Raw genomic sequence first — 21,783 nt, 5'->3', positions numbered from 1 at the left:
CCTGAACCCAAATCCTTGTTCAAGGCGAGTCGCTTTGCGGTGGGGACACTCCGGCGATGGTTCCCTAGTGGTTTTGTCCGCTGCGGCGTGCCCTGGCGAAGGGCTTTGTGCGAGGTTCGGTTCGGCGCGGTGGTTTGGGCAGCCGCTCTGGAAACGCAGAACGGTGTTTTGAATCGGGCAAGGGCGTTGATCGGCTGTTGGAATCGTGTGCCGGGATGCGTTTCGTGGCAGGTTTATGCGATGGGCGCGCAGGGGCAGCGGCGTCACCGATCAGATGACTTTGAAAGCGACGTGTTATTGGAGCGACGATCTGGATCATGGCGGCGCTCTGGCTGGTTGCGGCAAAGTTGTCGTGGCAGGGGTGTAGCCCAGGTTGATCATCGGGCCGCCGCAGTTGGGGCACTGCATCGCGACCGGTTCCGCCATCACGATCTGCTGGCTGCAAGCCAGTTCGTATTGACGCTCCAGTGAGACAGCGACCAACCAGCGAACCTCCTCGAGGGATCGCTTGCTGCGCGCGTTGGCGAATCCGTAGTGACGCACACGATGAAAGCCAGCCGGCAACACGTGCTGGAGCCAACGGCGAATGAACTCTTCCACACGCATCTGCATCGGCTTGTATTGACGCGTTCCGCTGCGTTTGACTTGCAGCGTCAAGCTGGCTTCTTCGAGCGAAGTCGATTCGTCGCACTGCGTGACGCGTCGATTGGCCACCGCACCTCGCATCACGTACGGGGCCAAGTACGCGACCGCGAATTCGCCGCTGCCGACCGCTTCGCTGTCGACGACGAAGCGTCCCTTCCAGACATCATCGGGGATCGAATCAAAGTACGATTCGGATCGCAGTTTGTCTTTCAGCTTTCCGCGAAACAACCTCTCCAGAATCTGCTCGGGCACGAACACACTGGCGCGACTGCTTTGCCAGACTCCGCCAGCGTCGATGCCGCCGGCGGGCACCACGACGTGAACGTGCGGGTGGTAACCCAGGTCACGTCCCCACGTGTGCAGCACGCTGGTGAATCCCGTTTCGCTCACGCCGACATGTCGCGGGTTGGTCGCTGCTTGCTGAAGTGCCTGAGCTGCCGCACTCATCATGGCGACGTAGAGGACCTTGGGGTGAGCCATCGCAAACTCGCGTAATCCGGCTGGCAACGTGAACGTGATTAGAAAGTACTGGCACGGCAACAGGTTTTCTTGAACACTGGCGAGCCACTGTTGCTGACGCTGGTGCTGGCACGCTGGGCAGTGCCGATTGCAGCACGAGCGAGGCACATGAGTGACCTCACCGCAACCGGAGCAGGCATACTGGATCGTGCCCAGAGAATCTTCCCGGCACGCCATCACGGCGCGGAGGACCTTCTTCTGTTGGGCGGTCATTCGTGTTCCATGCTTCGCGATGTACTGGTCGCCATAGCGTTTCAAGACCATTGAAACGCCTTTCATGAAAGGCCTTGCTCGGCGACGTCCCCGTTCATGATCTGAGCGACGATCTGCCTGGCTCTTTCGTCACCCAGGCGTGTCAGGTGGAGGTAAACCTCGGTTGCTTGCAAGTTCTTGTGTCCGAGGTAGCCTTGCAGAACCTTGAGGTTGACTCCGGCGTCCAGCATCGCGGTGGCGTAGGAATGCCTCAGTGTGTGCGGAGTCAATCCGGAGTCTTGCCAGCCCAGCGACTCGGTGACTTTCGTGAACCCACGCTGGATCGTCCTGGCACTGATGGGTTGGTCAGCCTTCGACGCCGGAGTGTTTCTCTGCGTCGCCGGAAACAACCAGTTTGGATTGCGATGGGTTGCCCAGTGGGCACGAAACGCATCGAGGGTAGCTTGAGGCAGTGGGACTTCGCGTTGCCGGTGTCCTTTGGTGGTGCAAACGCGGAGCATCATTCGATCGGCGTCCACGTCTTGGGGTCGCAAGTGGCGAACGTCGACGCCACGGAGTCCGCAGGAGTACATGGCTCGAAAGATGACTTGCAGATGGGACGCCACGGTGGCGTCAATGAGTTGCCAGCATCGCTCGGGTACCAAGACCATTGGGAGCGTGTTGGACTTGGGGAAACGGATTGCTTGCAGAGTGGGCCAGTCGCGAGGAACGGTCACGCGAAAGAAGAATTTCAATGCTCCGACGATCGGCCGCATCGAACCGAGCTGCAGTTGCTGTCTTCGCAGCAAGACATACTGCCGGACCTGTGCTTCGGAGAGTTTTTCCGGGGAGCAAGCGAAGTGCTCAGCCAAGTGGGCGATGGCATTGCGGTAGCAGGCGATGGTGCTGGGTTGCTTTCCGCTGAGCAGCAAGTCTTCTCGAAACCGCTTGGCGAGGTCAGAGTGAAAGCGAGCGAGCGTGGCCTTTTTTTGAAGTCATCGTCGAGTTCCTGACGAGGGAGTGAAGTGAAAGACAGGAGACACCATAGTCACCGAAGCAGTCTCCACCCCAACCCCGCCGCAAAGCGGCTCACTTGAACATGGTTTTTACGCTGAGGCCTTCGGCACACCTTGGCTCTTTGGCAACGGGCCATGGCATTGGTATGATCTCTTGTACTTCGGACATCGCTCGCTTCGTTTAGGGCGGTGTCGTAAAAACCTTCCGTTATACGCCCCTAGATTTCCAATGGGCATAGATTTCTGTGACACCGATGGCACACCTCTGGGTGATGGCAGCTGCACGGCTGGCTATTGGTCGCATGCGATGATTCTGCTCCCACAGCTCGCAGACTTTCTCTCCGAACTGTCCCATTTCTCCAATCTCCTGCCACGCGACACTGCGCCGTTTGACACCAATTCCCTGTTTGTGTTCGACGCCGCTTCGGACACGGTAAAAATTGCCGATCGCAACGAACTGACCCGTTTGTTGCGGTGCTGCTCTGACGTCTCGTCGCATGCCGACTATCCGTTTTTCGCCGTCTTGGTTGATGCATTGCGGGATTGGACTCGTTCGCAATCGTAGTGGGCCGGGGCGTATAACAGGATTTTTACGCTGAGGCCCTTCGGGCACACCTTGGCACCTTGGCTCTTTGGCAACGGGCCATGGGCTAGGTACAATTTCTCGTAGTTCAGGCATCGCTCGCTTCGTTAAGGGCGGTGTCGTAAAAACCTTCCGTTATGTGCCACCGATCATGCCTGATGCTGACCCGTTCCCCAAAGTGAAGCGTGCGATCATTCGCAGGCTCCTCGATGGTGTCGGCCCACATGGTTTCTCGCAACTTCGCACAACTACATACTTCGTCCGTGATCGCGGACCGATTCGCGACGTTTTCTTCTTCCAGAAAATGCGATCCAACACGATCACCATTTGTTACGGCGCGATGCCCGTTCCCGATGACGACTGGACGCCCTGCGTGCCCAATGCTCGTTGGTTGCGCGACCAAGAATCCTATCGCTGCAAATACGTCGATCATGTTGACGGCTCCATCGGCCGCGCGCTTGACGACCTCGAATCTGAGGCGATCCCATGGTGGGACGGATTTGTCACCGTTGACGATCTGCCTCCAGCGCTTGGTGGCACATAACATGGTTTTTACGCAGAGGCCCTTCGGGCACACCTTGGCTCTTTGGCAACGGGCCTTGGCCTTGGTACAATTTCCGTAGTTCAAACATCGTTCGCTTCGTTCAGGGCGGTGTCGTAAAAACTTTCCGTTATGTGCACCTAGATTTGCGGGGCGTCAACTTCGCCTCGAATGACGCGGACGATCTCCAAGAATCCTTCGACTTGCCGAAAGAATATCACGTAGCTGCCAATGTACGTGGAGCGAATGCCATCGCCGAATTCCGGACGCGTGTCGCCCACATCAGGATGCTTGGCCACCAAGCGACATTTCTCCCGGAGCTTCTGCACCCATTATCGAGCGGCGAACGGTTTGTCGCGTGCGATGTCTCGAGCGATTTGCTTGAGGTCTTCTTTCGATTCCGCAGAATACCGAAGTCTCGGCATGTTTTCAGCTTCCTTGCTGTTCGGCTTCTGCCTTATCAATCTCGGCTTCGACCTCATTGAACACGGTTTCTTCATCGTAGAATTCACCGGCATCCAATTGCCTGACACCCCTTTGAATCTCACCTCGCAATTGTTCGCGTCCCATCAACAGCTTTACGCCCTCGACAATGGCATCCTCCTCAGAGGTGAATCTTCCTTGGGCGACAAGACCTTTCACAAGATCGTCGACTTCGCTCGGCAGGTTGAGATTCATGGCTTCACTCCAATGGGCCGGGGCGCATCACATGGGTTTTACGCTGAGGCCCTTCGGTCACACCTTCGAAGTGATTCAGGACTCGATCTCATTGTACAATGAAATCTAAGTCAAACCACCTTCGCTTCGTTTAGGGCGGTGTCGTAAGAACCTTCCGTTGGCCGAGGCAGGCCTTCCCATTGGCTAACGAAATCCCGAACTCTCCACCGGAACGCGAGCCGGACGCTGAGCGTCACGCCAAGGCCGCCGGCACTGCCATTGCGTCGTTGCTCACTGCCTTCGCCCTGGTGTTCCTGATGCACCGTGGCGTTGCCCTCATGGGCCGCGACGCACGGCCGGCTGCATTTCTCGGCTTCGCTCTGCTCTACTTCCTTTGGCCGCTTTTTGCCTTGATGCCGCCCCGTCCGTATTTGTTCGGCATGGTGGTATTTCCCATCTTCGGTATTTGGCTGGGGATGGCGTACACTGGTGACATGGGGGCTGGGTCGTACATGTTTGCGGCCCAACCACCATGTTTCGGAGGGCTGATTGGCGTCGTTGGCACGGTTTGGGTCGCGATCCATCGGGCGTTCAAGGGCTGGTGACGATGCAAGTGTCCGATAACATGGTGTTTCCGTTAGGCCTGCAGCATGACCGCCACACTTGGCTGCGTGCGTCCGTCGTGGTGCAACTTGCTATCGGTCAAGCATCGCTCGCTTTCGGTTGCGACTGGCGTCCGTAAGAGTTTGCGTTTTGCGGGCCAGCAGTTGGTGTTCGCTTTTGATCTGTGTTCTTTGTGGTTCGCTTGATGTGAATGTTGGGAGGGCGTTGCGGTTCGTGCCGTAGCGTATCCATCAATCCGGAGGCACTTTGAATGCGAATTCCAACTATTCGAGGACTGATTGATCGACGTGTGTTGGTCAATTATCGCGTTGACCCGGACGTGTTGTCGCGCGTCTGTCCGGCTCCGTTCCGGCCTCAGACTGTCAATGGGTTTGGCATGGCGGGGCTCTGCCTGATTCGTCTCAAGCATATCCGACCGAAACGTTGGCCTTCGTTTCTCGGGATCTCCTCTGAGAACGCTGCTCACCGCATCGCCGTTGAATGGGAGATCGACGGGGTCAGGCGGACTGGCGTGTACATTCCCCGGCGGGATACCTCTTCGATGTTAAACGCGGTTGCAGGTGGTCGTGTTTTCCCTGGTGTCCACCATCGGGCACGTTTCATGGTCCGGGAAACGGATGAGGAATATCGCATCGCAATGGACAGTGTTGACGGGACTGCCCACGTCGCTGTGGAAGGTCGGACGGCGGACGAATTGCCAGCGAGTTCTGTCTTTGCCAACGTCGCGAAGTGTTCGCAGTTCTTCGAGGCTGGTTCCCTTGGGTACTCGCCCGCTAGTGAGGCCACGCAGTTCGACGGTTTGGAGCTTCGGACGGCCAATTGGCATGTGCAGCCGCTCGCCGTCACGAGCGTTCGGTCGTCGTTCTTCGATGACCGCGACGTCTTCCCTGAGGGGTCCGTTTCGTTTGACAATGCGCTACTGATGCGTGGGGTGGACCATGAATGGCATCACCGAGAATCGCTTTGCAATCACGTGCTTTCAAACGACCCGGATTGATGGACGACGCTCAAGCGGTTTGGCAGAAGCCTTTCGGCATTTGCACTGTTTTTGGGGAGCGTTGTTGATCTTTCGTGCAATCACAGGCTGGAAGCGTATGCCACTTGTGTTGATCAGTTCGGCAGGAGTCTTTCAGCATTTTGAATGTTTTGGGTAGCGTCGTTGCTCCCACGTGCAACCGGGGCTAACGCCCAAACGGCTCACATGGTTTTGCTCGATCATTCCTGCCGACCTGCTTAGTAGCTGAAGTTGACGTCTTGCCACCAGCGGGCTTTGTAGAACTTTGAGCCAGCGATGGTGTGTCGTTGGTTGGCGCCGGTTGGCTGCACGGGGATGACGGAGTCGCTTTGCCAGGAAGTGCCGATTTCGGGCCGTTGCGGGTCACTGACCCAGATCGATCCATCCGCGTGTTGGCTGGCGCTTTTGATCCAATGGAGGTCTGACAACGGTTTGAAGGCTTCGGTTTCGATGTCAAACGAATACAAAGCGTCGTTGTTGCTGACCAAGAGCTTGGGTTCGGTTCGCAACGGGAACAGGTCATGCCCGGTTGGCGACGTTGGCAAGTCAAATGATTGGTCGAGTGAAAGTCTCCGGTCTCGGTATAAGAACCGATAGAGTCGGTCGCCGAGAACCCACAGGCATTGGCGTTTCTTGTCCCAGGTCACTCCGTGGGCGTAGGGCAATTCAGTGTCGACATAATCGTCGGCTGAGTGATGCAGGCGGAGCATGCCATGGTTGCTGTTGACGGTTGCGATCGAGCCGTCTGGCAGGAGTTCAGCGGAGTGGCAACTGCTGTAGCTTGGGTAGTCTTTGATGAGTTTCGAATCTCGGAATCGCACCAGGCGGACGCGTCCATGGTACGCAGCGAGGACGAAAACCTCCCCATCCATTACGACTCGTTTGGCATCCGTCGGGATGTATTTGCTTGGCGGGGCCTCGGCCGCTGGGTAGGACCACAGGTCAGCAGCGTCAGCATCTTGCGTGAAGGGATCGACCAATCGGATGCGGTTGTCGGCTTGGTCGGCGCAGAGGATCGCAGGGGTTTGCGTTGAAACGCCGCCATGGACTTTGTCATTGGCTGGCTGTTGAGCGTGAGCAAGGTTGACCAGCAGAGCCAGGAAGACAATCGTCAGGGCTTTCATCGGTCGTCTCGTCGCAGTTGGTCACGCGGTTTGTTGTTTGGCAATTTTACGCAGTTCGTCGATGCAGGATTTCATGACCGGAAGGTCGATTTCATGCACGTTGATGGCTTCGCCGGGGTTCTTCAGCATGGTCACGGTCAGGCGACCGCCAAGGTGTTGCCGGAACTCTTCGAGTCCTCGCAGGACCTCGTCGGGTGTATCAAGTTGGTCGCACCAGAGCGGCGAGCCCAGGTTAGCAAGGGTTTGGCAGACCGCGTGAGCCAGCGGCGTTGGGAAGCCAAACTTTCGGGCTGAATACAATGTGTCGAGAGCCACGCCGATGCCAACTGCTTCGCCGTGACGAAGGGCGTAGTTGGACATCGGTTCCATGCGGTGGGCGGACCAGTGTCCAAAATCGAGCGGGCGAGCTTCGAGGGCTTCGAAGGGGTCGCCTCCCGCCGTGATGTGATCCAGGTGCAATTGGCATGAACGCGCGATCGCTTCCTTGGAAACATCGGCCACGCGTCGGCGAAGTTTGCCGGCGGATCTTCGCAGGAAGTCGAAGAAGGCGGCGTCTTTCAGCAGGGCGACTTTGACGGCTTCGGTTAAACCTGATCGGAAGTCGCGATCGGGAAGCGTTTTCAGGATGGCGGTGTCATTGAAGACGGCCCAGGGCACCGCGAAGCTGCCGATCCAGTTCTTCTTTTCAAAGTAGTTGATCGCGTTTTTCACGCCGACGCCCGAGTCGGCTTGGGCGAGCGTGGTCGACGGCAGCCGAATCAGACGGACGCCTCGGTGAGCGATGGCGGCAGCGAAGCCAACCGCGTCCAGGACGGCACCGCCGCCGGCAACGATGATGTAGCTGCGTCGATCCAGGTCGTGTGAGTTGATCGCGGCGAGCAGATCGCGAAGGGTGTGCTCGGAGTTTTTGCATGATTCACCACCGGGCACGATCATCGGTTCGCGAACCAACCGCATTGCGTTGCTGGTTCGCATTTGTGCGATCAATGCGGTGGCGAATTCGCCGCCCTCCAGGTTGCTGTCCAAGCAGAACAGAACCTTCGGCGCGGCGGTGTCACTTTGTTCGCCGTGCAGGACAGATTCCAGCACGGGGAAGTCGGCTTGAGAGACGTCGTCGGTTTGTCTCAGGCGATGAACAAATTTGACTTCGAATGAAATGTCATGTTCGGTCACGGCGTCAACTCTTTCCATCCACGCCACAGCCAACGCAACGAGTCGGGGAAGATCGAGCCCCCGTGTTTTCCGTTGTGGCCGCCTTCGCCGTAGACAAACTTGTAGTCGTATTCTTGAAAGGCCAGTGCGGCGGCCATTTGTTGGTTGGCCAAGGGCCAGTTGCCGTGGCTGTTGTCCAGGTCTCCGCTGCCGTCTTGCAGGAAGACTCGGATTGGCTTCGGGTCGGTTTTGCGAATCATGGCGGGGTAGTTATGTCCGCCACGGATGTTGACGAAGCTGCCGATGTGCGACATGACCTTTCGAAACGAGTCGGGACGGAACCAAGCGACCGAGAATGCACAGATGCCACCGGAGCTGTTTCCGCAGATGGCTCGCAGTTCAGGATTGTCGGTGATTTTGTATTGCTCTTGGATCACCGGCAGTAGTTCGGTCAGCAAGAACTCGGCGTAGTCACCCGAGACGGTGTCGTATTCAAAGGCTCGGTTGGATGGCGTGGGTTTCCAGCCTCGTTTGGGTGGCAGTTCGCCTTTGTGGCCTGGATCAACCATCACGGCGATTGTGACGGGCATGTCGCCTGCCGCGATCAGGTTGTCGAACACAGTCGGAAGACGAAAGTCACCGCCAGGGCCTTGGAATGTGTGCCCATCTTGAAAGACCATCAGCGCGGCGGGTTGTGAGCCATCGTATTGAGCCGGCACGTAGACGCTGTATCGCCGCCGGGTGCCTGGGAAGATTTTGCTGTCTGAAAACTCGTGCTGTGTGACCTTGCCTTGGGGAACACCCTCTTTGGGGTCAGAGTCGGCCGACCATGTGTAGGCTTCTTCCGCGGCGAGGTTGGTCGCCAATTGGGGTGTCAGCAGTACCACGAGTGCGGTCAGGAGGATGCTAGTTGAGGTGAGTCGACGGGAGGTGGGAAAGGTCCGTTGTGCGGCAGAAGGGCGAGAACGCTCTGGGGTAGGAATCATGCGGGTTTGGTTCTTGCGAGGTGGGATTTTGGCGGGAAACGACGAGGGAAAGGCGGGAAGCGATCAGCGGCAGCTCATACAGGCGGGTTTTGACGACGAACGGGCATGTGGTGGGATTCCAATGCGGTTTGAGCTAAAACCTCCGCCGTCAAAGACCGAACAGTGTAACCCAATTTTCTCTTGGTGGATCAGTCGTGCAACAGCGTCGTTTAGGAAGCAGCGGAATTGTCGTTTCTGACATTTGTATGGGAACGATGACGTTTGGGAGTTCCTGCGACGAATCGACCAGCCACGCGATTTGCGATCATGCGTTTGATGCCGGGATCAACTTCTTTGACGCGGCAGAGATTTATCCGGTCCCGCCCAAAGACGAAACCTTTGGTGTCACGGAAGAAATTTTTGGACGGTGGTTGCGAACCAAACCTCGAGATTTAGTAACGGTCGCTACCAAAGTGACGGGGCCCGGGCATGGATGGTTCACGCCGCCGGTTCGGCATGGTCGGACGACGCTGGATCGTCATCAAATTATTCGAGCATGTGAAGATTCGCTGCGTCGGTTGGGTGTGGAAACCATCGATCTGTATCAGATCCATTGGCCCGATCATGGGATGCCCTACGAGGAGGTGTTGGAATCATTGACTCATCTTCGCCGCACCGGAAAGGTTCGCGTGATCGGATGCAGTAACGAGACATCGTGGGGGTTGATGAAAAGTTTGTGGGCGGCCGACATTCACGGCGTTGATCGTTACCAAACCGTGCAAAACAATTTCAGCTTGATCAACCGTCGCTGTGAAAACGAGTTGGCTCAGGTTTGCCGTCGAGAGAACGTGAGTCTGTTGCCGTACTCCCCTTTGGGCGGCGGAGTTTTGACAGGTAAATACGAAAATGGACCGCCACCGGGAGGTCGTTTTTCGGAGTACCTGCAAACGGGGAATGATCGGCAAAAGGCAATGGCGCAGCGTTTCGTCAACGATCGCACCATTGAAACCGCGGTTCGAATGCACGAGATCGCTGAATCGATCGGAACGACGGGAACGGCGTTGTCAGTCGCATGGAGCAAGCAACATGACTTCGTCGCATCGACGATTGTCGGTGCCACGTCGATCGAGCAGTTGAAAGAAATTTTGGTCTCCGACGATATGATTTTGGATGATGAGACGATGGCACGAATCGATGCTGTCGAGGTCGAGATTCCGAACGCGATGACGGAAGATGGATTGCGGCGTCTGTAGGGAGTTTCTCTGGTCACAAACGCGATGTTGCTCGTAGGCCAGGTTCCACCTGGCGCGGGTGACTGGTCGATTGAGTTTTCTGCATCGATGACACCTGGAACGGTGCAGACGCCTCGCTTTGTTCCAAAGCATTGCCTTGGTTGCCAGGTGGGACCTGGCCTACAACTCGGCAAACCCGCTTCGGGGCGAGGGGAGCCAGGGCAATTTGGATAGGGGCATTCCATATGGTGCCATTCATCATTCGGAGTTCTCTGGTCACAGACGCGATGCTGCTCGTAGGCCAGGTTCCAGCTGGCGCGGGTGACTGGTCGATTGAATTTCGTGCGTCGATGACACCTGGAACGGTGCAGACGCCTCGCTTTGTTCGAAAGCATTGCCGTGGTTGCCGGGTGGAACCTGGCCTACAACTCGGCAAACTTGCTTCAGGGCGAGGGGAGCCAGGGTAATTTGGATAGGGGCATTCTATATAGTGCCACCTGTCTAGAGACCTGAGATTTGATCCTCGAGTCTCGAAAAGACAATCGCTTTGTCTTGTTCGTATCGGTTTGGATCGCCGCCGCTTTGCTTCCAGCGGTCCACTTTGATGCTTTCGAATCGCAGTGCTTCTTCGGGGTTGGCTCGCAAATAGTCTCGCATTTGAATCACTCGCTGGTGAGCGGGATTGCCCAGAACCATCAAGAGGACTTGGTGGGTGGTTTCGCCGTGTCGAGGTTTCTGCAACATCAGCGATTGATCCAACCACTTTGGCGTGGCCACGACTCGATAGTTGAGACCCTCGATGTGCAGAGAAGCGGCGTCGAGGCTGGAAAGATCGGAAACGAGAGCAACGACATCAATGATCGGTTGCGCGATCAGGCCGGAAATCGAAGTGCTGCCCACGTGGTCGATTTGTGTGACGTGACCCTGGCAGGATTGCAGTAGGCTGCTGCGGGTTTGTTCGAATTCTTGTTTCCAACGGGCGTCGTGATGCATCAGCCGGATGGGTGCGGGGCCCTCGGGATCCAATCCATCCCAAGGCGTCAGGTCGAATGGCGGCGATGTCATGGACGACTCAGGCGAATGGGTGGTTGTGGAAAGCGAGTGGTTGTGGAAAGCGGGCGATGGAAGACGATCGCAAGCGGTCAATGGGCCAGTGGTCTGTGCCAGGGCCAATGTGCTTGAGTCGATCGAACGTGCTCAAGTGGATCGAAGAGGGGCAATTCATCGCGGGGAGTCGTTGCGGTATAACCCGTGGCAGATTGTTGGCGTGGCCTGTGCTGGCTTTTTCGTCGAAGATTGAACGCTTTCCAGCTGGTTGGCACTGTCGTACCCGCATTGTTCCAGATGATTCGTATTCAGAGTAGCTGATGACTGACCAAGACGATTCCGCGACCGATTCGCTTTTGCCTCGTGTTGGTGTGATCATGGGCAGCCGCAATGACTGGGACACCATGTCAGCGGCCTGCGAGATGCTGGATCTTCTCGGCGTAGAGCATGAGCGATCCGTCGTTTCCGCTCACCGTACACCCGAACGCATGTTCGAATACGCTCGATCGGCCGCGTCCCGAGGATTGAAAGTCATCATTGCGGGAGCCGGTGGCGCCGCCCATCTGCCGGGAATGGTCGCTTCGGAAACGGTTTTGCCAGTGATCGGCGTGCCCATTCAAAGCCGGGCTTTGCAGGGATTGGATTCGTTGCTTTCCATCGTCCAGATGCCAGGTGGAATTCCGGTAGCGACGATGTCGATCGGTGTGGCGGGAGCGAAGAACGCAGGGGTGATGGCAGCTCGTATTTTGGCGACCCACGACGAGGCACTCCGCGGTCGTCTCGAGGCATTCGTTGCAAAACAACGTGACGACGTGATCGCATCGGCAGAGCTTCCATGAGTGACAACCAGATACCCAAAACCGAACAAACTTCTGCCTCAACACAAGTCATCCTCCCAGGTGCCACGATCGGTATGGTCGGTGGCGGACAGTTGGGACGGATGTTTGCCATGGCGGCGGCTCGCATGGGTTATCGCGTCGGTGTGTTCTGTGGCAGCAGCGATGAGCCGGCCGCCGAGGTGGCTGCGTTCACGGTTTGCGGCCCTCTGACAGATCATTCCGCGATCGAAGCGTTTGCAAAGCGTTGCGACGTAATCACGTTGGAATTTGAGAACATTCCCGCGGACACGATCGCGGCCTGCAGCAAACACGCCCCGACCTATCCCGATGCATCTGTCTTGGCGATGGCCCAAGATCGCTGGATTGAGAAGACGACGCTTCGCGAAGCGGGGATTCCGGTGGCTGGTTTTGAGCCGGTGCATGATCGCGAAACGGTAGTTGCTGCGGGCGAAAAGTTGGGGTGGCCGATCATCGTCAAGACTTGTCGAAGTGGCTATGACGGGAAGGGGCAGCATCGTCTGAACTCACCTGACGACGCAGCAAGTGTCGAATGGGCAGGGGCCGAGAGTGGCGGCGATGGCCAACCGCCATGGGTTGCCGAAGCGTTGGTTCCATTTGAACGAGAAGCGTCGGTGATTGTGGCCCGGACGCTGGATCAGCGAGTCGAGACGTTTCCGGTCTTCGAAAACGATCACCAAAATCACATCTTGGACGAAACCAAACTTCCCGCCGATGTTTCGCCTGAGATGGAAACCCAAGCTCGCGAAATCGCAAGGCGGGTGGCGGAGCACTTGGGATTGGTGGGGCTTTTGTGCGTGGAATTGTTCGTGACGAAGGACGAGTTGATCGTCAACGAGGTGGCGCCGCGGCCTCACAATTCGGGGCACGTGACGATCGAAGCGTGTGCGACCAGCCAGTTTGAACAGCATGTCCGAGCGATCTGTGGTTTGCCGCTTGGTGATACATCGATGGTCGTTCCGGCGGCCAGCATGTTGAATTTATTGGGTGACATCTGGGTGGCAGCTGAGTCCCATGGGGCGTCGCCCAATTGGGAATCGTGTCTGGAGACGCCTGGCGTTGCATTGCATTTGTATGGCAAGCACGCGGCGCCAGCGGGACGCAAGATGGGGCACCTCACCGCAGTCGGAAACGATCTGCCAGAGGTTTCCGAGCGTTTGCGTCTGGCTCGCGAGCGATTGCTCGGTGGCTTGGGCTGAGCGAGCTGGGCTGGGCTGAGTTGGGGAGAGTGGGTTGAGCTGAGGCGACTGGGCAGAGCTTGCGGTTGTGAGAGAGCCGGCTTGTTCACCGCGCTTGCTCGGGTTGTTTCGCCCCTGATTTTGGCCCGGAAATCGCGTTTCTATTCCTGCGAAGCCATTGAGAACCCGATTGCGGCGGACTGCTGCGGCGTTTCGCAACAAGTGTTGCAGAATGCTACACCCTACAATCGGAATTCTTGGCGGGTCACCAGCCGTTTGAAGCGGTTTTTTCGTGGAAATTGCAGTTTCCAGAAATAGACTGAGTGGTCCGCGCATGGCTTTTCGCTGTCTCGTCCCGCGTCTTTTCGCCGAGAATTACGATGAACCTGCCACCCGACGCATCCCAGCATCTCTCCTCTGGTCCCCACTCCTTCTCTGAGTTGTCGATGAAGATCTTTTCCACTTTTGGCTGCAAATTGTCGGCCTTGTTGACGTCGGCGGTCATGGCGACCGCGGTATCGGCGGCAGCACCGCCGGCGACCGAATCCCAATCTGTTTCCTCTGAAGCGACCATTCGCGTCGTTGCTCACACCACGGACGAGGGCGGTCAATCGATCGCAGCTTCGATCCAGCCGGGTGCTGAGGATGCCATGCTTCGAGCGGTACGACAGTCCGCCGGTGACATTGTCATCGTCGTCGATACGTCGGCCAGCCAAGTGGGAGCGTATCGTGAAGACGCTTTGAAAGCTGTTCGTGCCGCATTGGATTCGGTCAGCGAGCGTGACGTACGTGTGGCTTTGTTTGCCGCGGACGTGCAGGCGAACGAGCTGACCAGTGGTTTTGCTGCTCCCGGCGGCAGCGATTTGACATCCGCGACTGCGAAACTGACATCGCGTTTGCCGCTGGGCAACACGAACTTGGTGTCGGTTTTGGATACCGTCCGGGCATCGTTGACCGGTCGTCCTGAATCACGAACTCGCTCGATCGTTTATATCGGCGATGCCTCTTCGATTGATGCGGCTCAGAACCTTTCGCGTTTTGAGAATCTGATTGATGCTTTGCGAAACGATCATATCGCCGTTCACTCGGTCGCAATCGGGCCGACGAAGAACGTGGAAATGATGGGCGTCTTGGCAAATCAAACCGGTGGTGTTCTGGGGGTCGTGGGGACCGACGCAACGCCAGCCGAGATCGCTGATTTGGTCGCTGACGCGGCCGTGATGTCGCCCATCTGGATTTCTGAAATCAAATCGGACGCGAGCATCGACTGGGTTCACGGCAAACGTTTGCCGCCTCTGCGATTGGATCGCGATTCGATCTATTTGGGACAACTGAATTCGTCCGTTGAAGAAGTGTCGATCAATTTGGTCGGTGGCACGCTGAACAGCGATATTCAAATCAAGGCCAACTCGAGCGTCGAGTCGGACAACCTTGACTTCGCTTTCCTAACCGGTCTGATCGAAGAGCACAAAACCGCTCGCGGATTGTTGTTGGCAACCGCTGGTTCGCCGATGCTGCGACAAACGGCTCAAGCGATGACGGCCCGCGCAGAGTCGTTGGCTAACGCTGCCACGATGGCGATGCAACAAGGCAACATGCGAGGTGCTCGTGCGGTTGCTCTAGAAGCATTGCAAGCCGACCCGAATAACGCGGAGGCAAAAGCGGTCCTGAAGATGGCGACCCCGGAAGGCAAGCGATTGATCTTGCAAAACGGTGATGACAACCCATTCGATGACATCTTTGGTGGCGGTGGTGATGCCGCTGCGGATAGCCCATTCGGCGCAGAGCCCACCGATGGAGACGATGTCTTTGGTGCGGCGGCTGATGATACACCAGCGATGGACGCTCCTGCCGCAGAAGCACCTGCTGCAGAAACTCCGGCTCCCGCAGCACCAGCAGTCGATGCCGCTCCTGCTGCTGACGCCGGTTTTGGTGCTAACGACGATGTCTTCGGTGCTCCCGCGGATGTCGCACCAGCGAATCCTGCTCCAGCAAATCCGGGCGCAGCCATGGGAGGCGGAGGTCAGTTCGATGGCGGCTTCGGGCCTGTCGTTGGTGACAATGAATTGCGAGAAGACGGTGGCGATTTGTTGGGGCGTTTCGAGCAACTTCGTTCACGAGAAGAAGGTCGTTTGCGAGGCGAAGTCCGCGCTCAGTTGCGTGAAGCACGTCGATTGATTCGCCAAGACCCTGTTGGTGTCGCCGGCAGTCTGAAAAGCCTGCTTTCGCGTGTCGAGACGACGCCTGATATCGATCCGCAACTGCGTCGTGAATTGCTCGGCCAAGTTCGCTCGGCGATTCAGATTGCCAGCGCTCGTGAAGCCGATTTCCTTGAACAGGAAGCCAACCTCGAACAGCTCGCAGCAGGTGCCACCGCATCGGCTCGTTTGCTGCAAGAAACCTATCGACGTGAAGATCGTTTGAAACGATTGTCTTCGCAGATGAACGCTTTGATCGACGAGGGTCGCTACACCGAAGCCGATGGTGGCGTTTCTTTGGAAATGGCAGCCTTGGCTGGCGACACAATCACCGATGACAGTGTTCTCGGACGTCACGTGACTGACGAAACACTTGCGTTGCAAACCTATGCTCGTGACCGTCGTTATCGCGAACTGCGTCAACGTAACTTCGTGGACGCATTCTCGTTGGTGCTGAAGTCGGCGGTTCCATTCGTCGATGATCCACCGATCGTTTACCCCGAAGCTGAGACCTGGCAACGCCTGAGCCGTCGTCGTATCGAACGATACGGTTCAATCGAGTTGGTTGGCGACAGCGAAACGGAACAACGCATCGAAGCGAGTTTGTCCGATGAAGTCACCTATTCATTTCCCGACACTCCGTTGAATGATGCAATTCGAATCATCAGTGAAGATCGTCAGATCCCGATTCGAATCGACGTCTTCAGTCTGGAAGGTGAAGGTTTGTCCGAAGACATTCCGGTGAACATCTCGCTGGAAAACGTTTCGCTTCGATCATTCCTGCGATTGATGCTCCGTGATCAGAACTTGACTTACATGATCAAGGACGAAGTTCTGAACATCACCACCGTGACCGCAGCCGAAGACAACTTGGTCACGAAGGTTTATCCCGTCGGTGACTTGGTCGTGCCTATCGTTAGCCTCGGTGGCGGCGGCGGCATGGGCGGCGGCATGGGCGGCGGCATGGGTGGCGGCATGGGCGGCGGCATGGGTGGCGGCATGGGCGGCGGTGGCATGGGCGGCGGCGGTATGGGCGGAATGGGAGGCGGCGGTGGTATGTTTGTCGTACCTGATGACGCCTCGCTCCGATCCAAAACCAGTTCGTCTGCTGCTGCGACCACTCCGAAGTCTTCCGATGGCGAAGTGATCGAAAACATCGACCGTGCGATTCGTCTCGAAGTTCCAGAAGGAAAGTCGTTGGATCAGGTTTGGTCCGAGCATTTCGCCAACTGGAAAGTTGAATCGGCTCGGGACCTAACGATCTTGGATCGTCGAGTTCGTGCCACCGTGTCGCATCTGAACGTGAAGGCATCGGCAGCAGAAGAAGCTGGCGACAAAGCCGCCGCGAAGGATCATTTCAATGAGATTCGTGCGGTCATCGCAGGTGCTATCTCGGCCGGACACATTCAGCCTTGGATGTACCAGGCCTATGCGTTGTCGTTGGCCGCCACTGATGCACCCGATGCCGATGTCGAACGAGCTTTGCTTTCCGCTGCTGACTTTGCTGAAACGCCAGAAGATCTGCTGAACGTTGCTGCTCGATTGGAAGACATGGGGCAGCTCTCCGCCGCGATGAAGCTATGCCGTCAAATCTCGGCAGCCGACGTGGACCGCCGCGAACCTTACGTGATGGGGCTTCGGCTGGCAAAACGTTTGGATCAACCTGCCGATCTGGCTTGGGCTTGCGAGGGTGTTCTGGGATTGGCTTGGAGCGATAAGTTCCAACCTTTGGTCGAAGAAGCTCGTTTGGTGGCCCGTGCAACTCATCAAGAGTTGTTGGCCGAAGGTGACAACGAGTCAGCGAAGCAGTTCAGTGAAGCTCTGCGTCGTGCCGCATCTCATGACGCGATCGTACGAGTGAGTTGGACTGGTGATGCTGATATTGACTTGGCCGTTGAAGAACCATCGGGAACGGTTTGCTCATTGGATTCGCCTAACAGCACCAGTGGCGGTACCTTGCTCGGCGACGCTTACCCAGGTGCCAACGACGATGCCACCGGACAGGTCTCGGAAACTTACTTGTGCCCCAAAGGTTTCTCAGGTGAGTACCGCGTCTTGCTGCGTCGTATCTGGGGCAACGTTTCGACTGGCAAAGTAACCGTTGAGATTTTGACCGATGTGGGACGTCCTGAGCAAAAGTTCATTCGTCAGGACATTCCATTGATGGAACAAAACGCGTTGGTGATCTTTGAGGTCAAAGAAGGTCAACGCAAAGAGAAGCTCGCCGATGCCCAAGTGGAGCATCTGGCTGATTTCGGACGCAACGTGGGTCATGAAATGTTGGGGCAATTCATCGGCCCGGCAGCCGGTGGTGGCTTGAACAATCAACCCGCCAATGCACTGGGTGACAATCGCCAATTGCTGCAAGAATTCTTCAGCGATTATCCATCGTTGATCCCAGGGGCAACCGGCGGAGCGATCGGAACCGGCGGAGTGAATGGCATCAATGGATTCAACCCGCAGGGTGGAGTTGGTTATATGCCGGTTATTACTACTTTGCCTGAAGGTGCTTCGTTGACCACGTTGGCAATCATCTCTGCTGATCGACGTTATGTTCGAATCAGTCCGGCCCCGATCTTCTCTCAGATCAGTGATGTCACGACGTTCAACTTCGTTTCTGGCGATACCGGAGCTGGCGGTGGTGCCGGTGGTGGAGCTGCTGGAGGCGGAGCTGGTGGAATCGGCGGCGGCGGTGGTGCTGGCGGTGGAATCGGCGGAGGCGGCGGCGGATTTGGCAACTGAGTTGCAATCGGCCCAACCTATCGGCGATAGATCAATCGCACGTCGTTGTCGAATGAGTCCACGCGGCTCATTCGCAGCGACGTCGCATCGGATAAGGCTTTGATCCCAGGGTCACCCAGTGGCCCAGGGGCTGATCGTCCGCCGATGCATTTGCCAGCGATGAAGGCGTGTACCTCATCGATCTGATCCGCGGCGGCAAAGCTGCCGAGCAATTGGCTGCCGCCTTCAACCATCAGGTGGGTCATTGCGAGACCGCGTGGGTTGTCTTTGCTGCCCAGCCAAAGCAGAGACTGCTGAACCATTTCGATTGGATCAGCGGATTCGCATTGCCAAGTCTCGACGTCGTGATCCGCCAGTCGTGCGAGATCCGCGTTGGCAATCTGTGGTCCCGCGATAAGCCAGGTGGGCGTCTGCGAAGCGGTCTGAACAAGCTGGCTTTGCAGATCCGGCAATCGCGAGCGGGAATAAACCAACCGAACCAATTGGTTGGATCGATCCTCGGTGTGAGTACTCTTGGCCGCGGAAACTTTTGCAAGCTCGGACAGCCGAACGGTCAGCAAAGGATTGTCCGCAATGACTGTCCCCATTCCCACCGCGATGGCATCGACGCTGGCACGTAGTTCATGCACGGCACCGCGAGATGCTGGACCGGTGATCCACTTGCTCTCGCCCGTTTGCGTTGCAATGCGCCCATCCAAACTCATCGCCCATTTTGCGATGACCCAGGGCATGCCAGTGCGGACGCGTTTGAGATACGCGGCGAGCAGTTCCTCGCCGGCTTCCTTTGCGATGCCGGTGACGACTTCAATGCCTGCGGCACGAAGTTTCTCAATTCCGCCACCGTCAACTTGGTCAAATGGATCAACCACCGATACCACGACTCGAGCGACTTTCGCTCGGATCAGTGCATCCGCACAGGGCGGCGTTTTGCCATGGTGACAGCATGGCTCGAGCGAAACGTACGCGGTCGCTCCGGTGGCGTCATCGCAACTCGACAGGGCCTCGACTTCAGCATGAGGTCCCCCAAATCGTTGGTGGTATCCTTTGCCGATGCAGACCGAATCTCGGACCAACGCGCAGCCGACCGGAGGGTTCGGTTCAACCTTGCCTCGGCCCTGATATGCCAATTCGATGGCTTCGGTCATCCAGCGGACATCAACCGCCGAATGACCATTCGGGGCCGCGTTGGTCTCGCTTGGCATCAGTCCATTCCGGGGACCCAGAGCTTGCTTCCACCAGAAGCCTCGCCACCCGCTGGTCCGGCGGGGGCCGCTCCACCACCGTCGCCATCCGGTGTCCAAAGTCCGCCGCCGGCGGGTTCCTGTGCGGCTGGCCCCATACCGGGGGCTTGGCGTGGCGACCCGTCGGGGTTGATCAGTCCGAGCTGAGCGAGGATTTGTTGCAACCGGCCCATGACTTCGGGATTGTCGCTGTGTTTCTGAACAATCGCCTGAACGGTGTTTTGGAACAGGTCGATCTCTTGACGACGCAAACGCAGTCCGAGTTCCGCCAGCAACAGTGACGCGTCGGAGAGCTTGTGTTCCTCGGCGTAAGCTTTGGCTTTGTCCAAGTAGTCGACCGCCACGTCGGATTCCGTTGCACGCTGCATCAGGAACGAGTAGGCGATGATCTTCGCGCCAATGAAGCGACCTTCGTCGACCGATTCGGTGTCGGCTTCTAACAGAGCGAGTGATGCCCGGCGGCCGATTGAAGTGGCGGATATTTGCTGAGCACGCTGGATCAGGTAAATCAGGTTCTCAGGATCCAATTCCGATGGATCGATACGATCCAAATCGCTGCCGGGGATCTCTTCAAGTTCGTCGCCGGTGATTTTTTTGCGTTCAATCTTCGGCACGTTGCCGATTTCGCAAAGGCGATTGATCAGATTTTCGTCCCGAGCGACCAAGTTGTCTTCGCCTTCGATGTAGCGAATCATCGCAGCTCGAAGCAGAGTCTTGCTTTCGTCGCTGGCGGCTTCCTTCAAGGACACACCACCCAGCATTTTGACCGGAGTCGTGGACAGTGTTTCCGGAACGCGTTGGCTGATCAGCTCTTTGACCACTGCATCCAATTCGGACTGGTTTTCTGGACGGATCCCACCAATCTGAGGCGTTGCGATCATCGTCAGAGGCAGTTTGCCGATCTCTTCCGCTTCGACCCACTCCACGTTGGGAGCGACTTGCTGCATCAGTTCTTCGACCTGGGCTCGCTTGGTCGCGGGCAAGCCGATGATTTGAAGGCGAGCGGAACGGTCGGTTTCACGGCCGAACAGGAACACTGCGGCGAGGGCAACTGGAATGTTGTCAGCAGTCAGCTTTTCGCCTTCGCCAAGGACGTCGCTGTCCAAGATTTGGAAAGCGGAGCGAGGTGCGACATCGCCTTCGCGTTTGACTGATTCCAAGGCGTCAGCGGGCAATTCCTCAAAACGAGGGTTAGCGATCATCGCCATTTGGAACTCGTCGATCGATTCGACGTCAGCACTGAGTTCCAGGTGATCGACGGCCAGGCCATCGGCATCGGGGCTGGCCATTTGCGACATCGCGAGGAAACGAGCACGCTCGTCGAAGCTCAGTTCTTCGCATTGCGAAAGCTTGACCAGCGTTTCGGTCTGAGTTGCGTGGTCGCCTCTCCAGATGGCACAGTTGAGCAGTCCGGACAGGATGGCTGGCTGAAGCGGAGCGGAGCGCTGGAGCGATTCAAATTTGGTTTGTGCGAGGGCAACCTTGTTATTGGATAGCAACAAAGCAGCTTCGTCGTAGCGTTCAACCCAGTCCGCGTTTTCCGGTGGTGGAATGAGGTTCGGAACGGCTTTGGCAAGTTGGTTGACCGACGGGTCGCCATTGATTTGTTGGAGGACGTTGGCCGCCATCCGGCTGTCTTCATAGCCGGTGGAAACCAATGCCAACGTGGCATAAACGCGGGAAGTCAGCAGGATTCCGTTGCCAGCCAATGCGTATGCAAGGAGCGAAGCGACGTCCAAGACGAAGGAATCGACGGTTTGACCGCTTTCGGTCAACGCTTCCAGCATCAGCTCGGTCGCAGCTGACAAATCCTGGCGGAAAAGGGCTGCGGCGGCACTCTGCGTGAGTGCCAACGGGTTGGATGGTTGGAGACGACGGAATCTGTCCGCGTTTTCTTCCAAGGACGTGTATTCACGCAAATCCATGAACAAGCGGCCGCGAATGGCGAGAGCCCAAGCGGCGTCGGGGTGTTCTTCCAGGATCGTGCTCAATCGGTCCAAAGCGGGGACGAGTTGGCCCCCATCGATCATCTTCAGCACACGATCCAATTCGTGTACGGAATCCTTGCATTTGCAAAACTTGATCTTCTTGCCGCTACCGCAAGGGCATATCGAGTAGGTGTCGATGGACATAAACAGTCGCAATAAATGGAGGCGTGCGGACAGCTTGGCTGCCGAGTGAGCGAGTGAAGCTGGCAACTTACCACGCGGAACGATGTGTCCCAAGATGCGATCTGCCGTCGGATTGTCAGGCAA

Annotated in this window: 18 protein-coding genes and 1 pseudogene; 8 read left to right on the top strand and 11 right to left on the bottom strand. The window is 57.1% G+C overall.

What is annotated here, in order from left to right; all coding sequences use genetic code 11:
* Positions 1-315 precede the first annotated feature (315 nt).
* The 3 genes and pseudogenes from RB_RS12540 to RB_RS28330 form a co-directional block, all read right to left on the bottom strand.
* The gene (locus RB_RS12540; protein ID WP_011118153.1) at positions 316-1,443 is read right to left on the bottom strand and encodes an IS91 family transposase; all 1,128 of its coding nucleotides are present in this window, start codon (positions 1,441-1,443) and stop codon (positions 316-318) included.
* Positions 1,440-2,093, bottom strand: a complete 654-nt coding sequence (locus RB_RS12535; RefSeq protein ID WP_390175256.1) for a tyrosine-type recombinase/integrase — start codon at positions 2,091-2,093, stop codon at positions 1,440-1,442. The genes RB_RS12540 and RB_RS12535 overlap by 4 nt, the downstream gene beginning before the upstream one ends.
* Positions 2,082-2,300: pseudogene (locus RB_RS28330) on the bottom strand (phage integrase N-terminal SAM-like domain-containing protein); the annotation flags it as partial. The pseudogene RB_RS28330 and the gene RB_RS12535, both read right to left, overlap by 12 nt.
* A 301-nt stretch (positions 2,301-2,601) precedes the next feature.
* On the opposite strand from RB_RS28330, the gene RB_RS12530 reads away from it, so the two are divergent.
* Together RB_RS12530 and RB_RS12525 are read left to right on the top strand one after the other, a co-directional pair.
* Positions 2,602-2,937, top strand: a complete 336-nt coding sequence (locus RB_RS12530; protein ID WP_164921253.1) for a hypothetical protein — start codon at positions 2,602-2,604, stop codon at positions 2,935-2,937.
* A 169-nt stretch (positions 2,938-3,106) separates the two neighbouring features.
* Positions 3,107-3,499: a hypothetical protein gene (locus RB_RS12525; RefSeq protein WP_164921942.1), complete on the top strand. Its 393-nt coding sequence runs from the start codon at positions 3,107-3,109 to the stop codon at positions 3,497-3,499.
* Positions 3,500-3,636: 137 nt separating this feature from the next.
* Here the strand turns inward: RB_RS12525 and RB_RS12520 are convergent, their stop codons facing one another.
* Both RB_RS12520 and RB_RS12515 read right to left on the bottom strand, forming a co-directional pair.
* Positions 3,637-3,825 carry a type II toxin-antitoxin system RelE/ParE family toxin gene (locus RB_RS12520; protein WP_231846451.1) on the bottom strand — a complete coding sequence of 63 codons (189 nt, stop codon included), beginning with the start codon at positions 3,823-3,825 and terminating at the stop codon, positions 3,637-3,639.
* 100 nt (positions 3,826-3,925) lie between these two features.
* Positions 3,926-4,174, bottom strand: a complete 249-nt coding sequence (locus tag RB_RS12515) for a ribbon-helix-helix domain-containing protein (protein WP_007332811.1) — start codon at positions 4,172-4,174, stop codon at positions 3,926-3,928.
* Positions 4,175-4,353: 179 nt separating this feature from the next.
* On the opposite strand from RB_RS12515, the gene RB_RS12505 reads away from it, so the two are divergent.
* Positions 4,354-4,758, top strand: coding sequence for a hypothetical protein (locus RB_RS12505; protein WP_011120781.1), 405 nt, complete (start codon positions 4,354-4,356; stop codon positions 4,756-4,758).
* Between the two features lie 269 nt (positions 4,759-5,027).
* A complete protein-coding gene (locus RB_RS12500; protein WP_011120779.1) occupies positions 5,028-5,774 on the top strand; it encodes a DUF2071 domain-containing protein in 747 nt (248 codons plus the stop codon).
* Between the two features lie 236 nt (positions 5,775-6,010).
* On the opposite strand, the gene RB_RS12495 is transcribed toward RB_RS12500, so the two are convergent.
* The 3 genes from RB_RS12495 to RB_RS12485 are packed head-to-tail and all read right to left on the bottom strand — an operon-like array spanning position 6,011 to position 8,955.
* Positions 6,011-6,916: a DUF6528 family protein gene (locus RB_RS12495; protein WP_007332817.1), complete on the bottom strand. Its 906-nt coding sequence runs from the start codon at positions 6,914-6,916 to the stop codon at positions 6,011-6,013.
* A gap of 21 nt (positions 6,917-6,937) precedes the next feature.
* Complete coding sequence (locus tag RB_RS12490; RefSeq protein WP_007332818.1) at positions 6,938-8,089, bottom strand: 3-dehydroquinate synthase; 1,152 nt, start codon at positions 8,087-8,089, stop codon at positions 6,938-6,940.
* Positions 8,086-8,955 carry an alpha/beta hydrolase gene (locus RB_RS12485; protein WP_007332819.1) on the bottom strand — a complete coding sequence of 290 codons (870 nt, stop codon included), beginning with the start codon at positions 8,953-8,955 and terminating at the stop codon, positions 8,086-8,088. The genes RB_RS12490 and RB_RS12485 overlap by 4 nt, the downstream gene beginning before the upstream one ends.
* Before the next feature lie 293 nt (positions 8,956-9,248).
* On the opposite strand from RB_RS12485, the gene RB_RS12475 reads away from it, so the two are divergent.
* Positions 9,249-10,286 (top strand): aldo/keto reductase, encoded by a 1,038-nt coding sequence (locus RB_RS12475; RefSeq protein ID WP_011120774.1) that lies wholly within the window; start codon positions 9,249-9,251, stop codon positions 10,284-10,286.
* 480 nt (positions 10,287-10,766) lie between these two features.
* On the opposite strand, the gene RB_RS12470 is transcribed toward RB_RS12475, so the two are convergent.
* On the bottom strand, positions 10,767-11,330 hold the full coding sequence (locus tag RB_RS12470; protein WP_011120772.1) for a GrpB family protein: 564 nt from the start codon (positions 11,328-11,330) through the stop codon (positions 10,767-10,769).
* A 302-nt stretch (positions 11,331-11,632) separates the two neighbouring features.
* On the opposite strand from RB_RS12470, the gene purE reads away from it, so the two are divergent.
* The 3 genes from purE (at position 11,633) to RB_RS12450 (ending at position 18,287) form a co-directional block, all read left to right on the top strand.
* Positions 11,633-12,151, top strand: a complete 519-nt coding sequence (purE, locus tag RB_RS12460) for a 5-(carboxyamino)imidazole ribonucleotide mutase (RefSeq protein WP_007335444.1) — start codon at positions 11,633-11,635, stop codon at positions 12,149-12,151.
* The gene (locus tag RB_RS12455; RefSeq protein WP_007335445.1) at positions 12,148-13,368 is read left to right on the top strand and encodes a 5-(carboxyamino)imidazole ribonucleotide synthase; all 1,221 of its coding nucleotides are present in this window, start codon (positions 12,148-12,150) and stop codon (positions 13,366-13,368) included. The genes purE and RB_RS12455 overlap by 4 nt, the downstream gene beginning before the upstream one ends.
* A 425-nt stretch (positions 13,369-13,793) precedes the next feature.
* Complete coding sequence (locus tag RB_RS12450) at positions 13,794-18,287, top strand: hypothetical protein (RefSeq protein WP_164921939.1); 4,494 nt, start codon at positions 13,794-13,796, stop codon at positions 18,285-18,287.
* A 17-nt stretch (positions 18,288-18,304) separates the two neighbouring features.
* Here RB_RS12450 and ribD read toward each other — a convergent pair whose 3' ends face one another.
* The gene (gene ribD / locus RB_RS12445; RefSeq protein ID WP_164921938.1) at positions 18,305-19,489 is read right to left on the bottom strand and encodes a bifunctional diaminohydroxyphosphoribosylaminopyrimidine deaminase/5-amino-6-(5-phosphoribosylamino)uracil reductase RibD; all 1,185 of its coding nucleotides are present in this window, start codon (positions 19,487-19,489) and stop codon (positions 18,305-18,307) included.
* Positions 19,489-21,783, bottom strand: a complete 2,295-nt coding sequence (locus RB_RS12440; protein WP_007328585.1) for a tetratricopeptide repeat protein — start codon at positions 21,781-21,783, stop codon at positions 19,489-19,491. Before RB_RS12440 ends, ribD begins: the two co-directional genes overlap by 1 nt.

Origin of the sequence: Rhodopirellula baltica SH 1 (assembly GCF_000196115.1) — a bacterium.
GTDB lineage: Bacteria > Planctomycetota > Planctomycetia > Pirellulales > Pirellulaceae > Rhodopirellula > Rhodopirellula baltica.
The sequence above is the reverse complement of the archived record's forward strand: the minus strand, read 5'-3'. Positions and strand labels throughout refer to the sequence as shown.

Bases quoted from the DNA above. Each gene is read 5' to 3' on its own strand.
- ribD (WP_164921938.1), bottom strand. From the start codon at position 19,489: ATGCCAAGCGAGACCAACGCGGCCCCGAATGGTCATTCGGCGGTTGAT.
- RB_RS12525 (WP_164921942.1), top strand. From the start codon at position 3,107: ATGCCTGATGCTGACCCGTTCCCCAAAGTGAAGCGTGCGATCATTCGC.
- purE (WP_007335444.1), top strand. From the start codon at position 11,633: ATGACTGACCAAGACGATTCCGCGACCGATTCGCTTTTGCCTCGTGTT.
- RB_RS12495 (WP_007332817.1), bottom strand. From the start codon at position 6,916: ATGAAAGCCCTGACGATTGTCTTCCTGGCTCTGCTGGTCAACCTTGCT.
- RB_RS12515 (WP_007332811.1), bottom strand. From the start codon at position 4,174: ATGAATCTCAACCTGCCGAGCGAAGTCGACGATCTTGTGAAAGGTCTT.
- RB_RS12540 (WP_011118153.1), bottom strand. From the start codon at position 1,443: ATGAAAGGCGTTTCAATGGTCTTGAAACGCTATGGCGACCAGTACATC.
- RB_RS12470 (WP_011120772.1), bottom strand. From the start codon at position 11,330: ATGACATCGCCGCCATTCGACCTGACGCCTTGGGATGGATTGGATCCC.
- RB_RS12450 (WP_164921939.1), top strand. From the start codon at position 13,794: ATGAAGATCTTTTCCACTTTTGGCTGCAAATTGTCGGCCTTGTTGACG.
- RB_RS12500 (WP_011120779.1), top strand. From the start codon at position 5,028: ATGCGAATTCCAACTATTCGAGGACTGATTGATCGACGTGTGTTGGTC.
- RB_RS12530 (WP_164921253.1), top strand. From the start codon at position 2,602: ATGGGCATAGATTTCTGTGACACCGATGGCACACCTCTGGGTGATGGC.
- RB_RS12455 (WP_007335445.1), top strand. From the start codon at position 12,148: ATGAGTGACAACCAGATACCCAAAACCGAACAAACTTCTGCCTCAACA.